General features: G+C 43.5%; 3 protein-coding genes. 1 reads left to right on the top strand and 2 read right to left on the bottom strand.

Features of this window, described 5'->3' with window-relative positions:
• A partial coding sequence (gene ftsH, locus RMO52_RS07965; protein WP_310412694.1) for an ATP-dependent zinc metalloprotease FtsH occupies positions 1–1,563 on the top strand: 1,563 nt, incomplete at its 5' end.
• A 205-nt stretch (positions 1,564–1,768) separates the two neighbouring features.
• Here ftsH and RMO52_RS07960 read toward each other — a convergent pair.
• Complete coding sequence (locus RMO52_RS07960; protein ID WP_310412691.1) at positions 1,769–2,176, bottom strand: hypothetical protein; 408 nt, start codon at positions 2,174–2,176, stop codon at positions 1,769–1,771.
• Between the two features lie 141 nt (positions 2,177–2,317).
• Positions 2,318–2,911 (bottom strand): transposase, encoded by a 594-nt coding sequence (locus tag RMO52_RS07955; protein ID WP_310412688.1) that lies wholly within the window; start codon positions 2,909–2,911, stop codon positions 2,318–2,320.
• Positions 2,912–2,997: the final 86 nt, after the last annotated feature.

Genomic DNA, 2,997 nt, shown 5'->3' with positions numbered 1-2,997 from the left:
GAGCGACAGGGTGGCATGGGAATATTGGGCATGGGTAATAGTAATGCCAGAACCTATGTTGCAGGTGATACTGGGGTAACTTTTGATGATGTGGCTGGGGTCGATGAAGCCAAAGCCGAACTGCAAGAAATCGTCGATTTTCTCAAACATGCCGATAAGTATGTCAAGTTAGGAGCCAGAATTCCCAAGGGCGTATTGTTAGTGGGGCCACCAGGGACTGGTAAAACCCTGTTGGCAAAAGCGATCGCTGGCGAAGCTGGAGTACCGTTCTTTAGTATTTCTGGTTCGGAATTTATCGAAATGTTTGTCGGTGTGGGCGCAGCCAGAGTGCGGGGACTATTCGAGCAAGCCAAACAGCAGGCTCCCTGTATCGTGTTTATCGATGAATTGGATGCTTTGGGCAAATCGCGCTCTAGTGCCAATTCCCCGATGGGCGGGAATGATGAACGCGAACAAACGCTGAATCAATTGTTGTCGGAAATGGATGGTTTTGCCGCCAATACGGGGGTGATTTTGCTCTCAGCTACCAACCGCCCTGAAGTCCTCGATCCAGCCCTGCTGCGCCCTGGACGTTTCGATCGACAGATTGTAGTCGATCGACCAGATAAGAGCGGGCGGCAGGCAATTTTGGTCGTTCATGCCCGCAATGTGAAAATGTCGGATGATGTGGATTTGCTCAAATTAGCCGCCCGTACTCCTGGTTTCGCAGGCGCAGATCTGGCTAATTTGGTCAATGAAGCCGCTCTACTGGCTGCTCGTCACGATCGGAATGCCGTTACCATGTCCGACTTTGAAGAGGCGATCGAGCGCATCCTGACTGGACTAGAGAAGAAATCTCGCGTCCTCAATGAGATGGAAAAAGAAACGGTAGCTTACCACGAAGTCGGTCATGCAATTGTCGGTTCATTAATGCCAGGATCGGGATCGATCGAAAAAATCTCGATCGTCCCTCGTGGGGTGGCTGCGCTGGGCTATACCCTCCAACTCCCCCAAGAAGATCGCTTTTTGATGGTGGAAGATGAATTGCGCGGTCAGATTGCCATGCTTTTAGGTGGTAGATCGGCAGAAGAATTAATCATGGGCAAAGTCTCGACTGGAGCCAGCGATGATATCCAAAAAGCTACCGATTTAGCCGATCGCTATGTGACGATTTATGGGATGAGCAAACAGCTTGGGCCGATGGCCTTCGACAGATCCGCCAGTCAATTTCTCGGCGGCTGGGGCAATCCCCGTCGTCCACTCAGTCCCGAAGTAGAGTCCGAGATCGATCGAGAAGTCAAACACTTGATTGACAATGCCCACCACATCGCAGGTGCAATCCTGGCACACAATCAGCCACTACTCACAGAGGTGGCACAAGTATTGCTAGAACGGGAAATTCTCGATGGTCAAAAATTGCATGAATATCTTGATCGAGTAAATATTCCACCGCTATTAACTACCTGGCTACAAACTGGAGAGATTTCGATTCTCGCGTCCAGCAGAGGCTCCGCCAACGAGCCTCGCACGGTAAAGATTGGGAAGATTTTCAATTCACAACATTTGCAAGAAAATTTACAATAGTAAAATCAACAAGATGCAGTCTAATCTTGTACTTTCAACTCCCAGAGCTTTGGATTCGATCGTTCATTATTAATCTCACTTTATATGTACACAATGGCAACAAAAATCTTAGATATTTGGACTGACACTCTCGATTGTTGTGGTCGAGCTTGGTGGATTGAAGTTCTCACCATTCAACCAAATTGCTGTCGGGGCGACTTGTCGCCTATAACGCTGATAGGATAAGTCTCATAGCTCTCAAGCCTTGTTGATAATTAGGTAGTTTATGTGGAGACAAAGACATTAATTCAACAACAACCTGCCAATTACTAGATATTGAATCGACCCATGATTCACCCCATAGTCCAATATAAAAAGTGCTATGTCTAGCATATTTTCTGTAATTTTCTGTTTTTCTACCAAGATATTCTTGAACTTGCTTTGATTTGATATCTATGCCTTGGATGATACTCTTCAAATATGCTAATGATAGTAAAATCAATAACTTACCCAATCGGTCGCCAGTTAAATTAGTCTTTTCTAAGTTGGATCCTCCGCCCTTAAAATCTCTAAACATCTCCTCAATTCTAAATCTTTTAGCATAAGTATCAACTGCTGTTTGGAGAGCTGCCAAGCTTGTCAGAATATACCAAGGCTCTTTGGTGATAACATTTCGATATTTCCCTAGCCATTTACCTGCTAAGTTAAATCCTTCAATTGGCGCAGTTTTTCTAATTGTTACTTCTTGATTGAAAAAGCTATTTCCTGGTTCGAATCATAGCATTTTTAGTTCAGTCCATAACTCCGATTCAGTCTTGATGCAAACGTTCTTTTTTAGTCGTAAGCAAAAATCTACTTTCTGCTCTCTCAGCCAGTTTGCCAGAGCGACGCTACAGAATTCACGATCTCCCAATACCAGCAAGCTATAATCTGATAAGGCAGCGAATACTGGAGCTAATACTAATTGCTGGTTTGCTAATGTACTATTTCCTTGTTTGTCAAGCAGTTTCCAATAAATAGGAATTGCTCTCTTTCTCCAAATCATACTAACCATCAAAATATTGTTGGATTGCCATTTGGTTCGATCTATTGCTAAATAGATAATATTATTGTGGTTGATACTGCCTTGAATCCAAGCAATTACTAATGGCAACCAAATATCATCTAAATCCCATTCATCATTTGACAAGAATCTCTGAATCTTTTTTCTTCTACTCTCAAATTTAATGGGCATCGCTAGTTTAGTCGCTATGCTTTCCAACGTGACTTCTTTAATCGACTGCACTACTTGAATCAATAAAATTGTCAACAGGTAATTACCCCGTGTGAGTTTTTCTGACAAATGGTCATGATACAATTCTGGTAACATTTAATTATTTTTGGGTAAGAACACCTCTTACCCTATCTTTTTTTGAGCTATTTGCCTAGAGTTGTTTCCCTGTCTGATTTTCAGGC

The organism is Chamaesiphon sp. OTE_8_metabat_110 (assembly GCF_031382685.1).
Lineage (GTDB): Bacteria > Cyanobacteriota > Cyanobacteriia > Cyanobacteriales > Chamaesiphonaceae > Chamaesiphon.
Note: the sequence above shows the minus strand (reverse complement) of the source record. Positions and strands in the feature narration are given on the sequence as shown.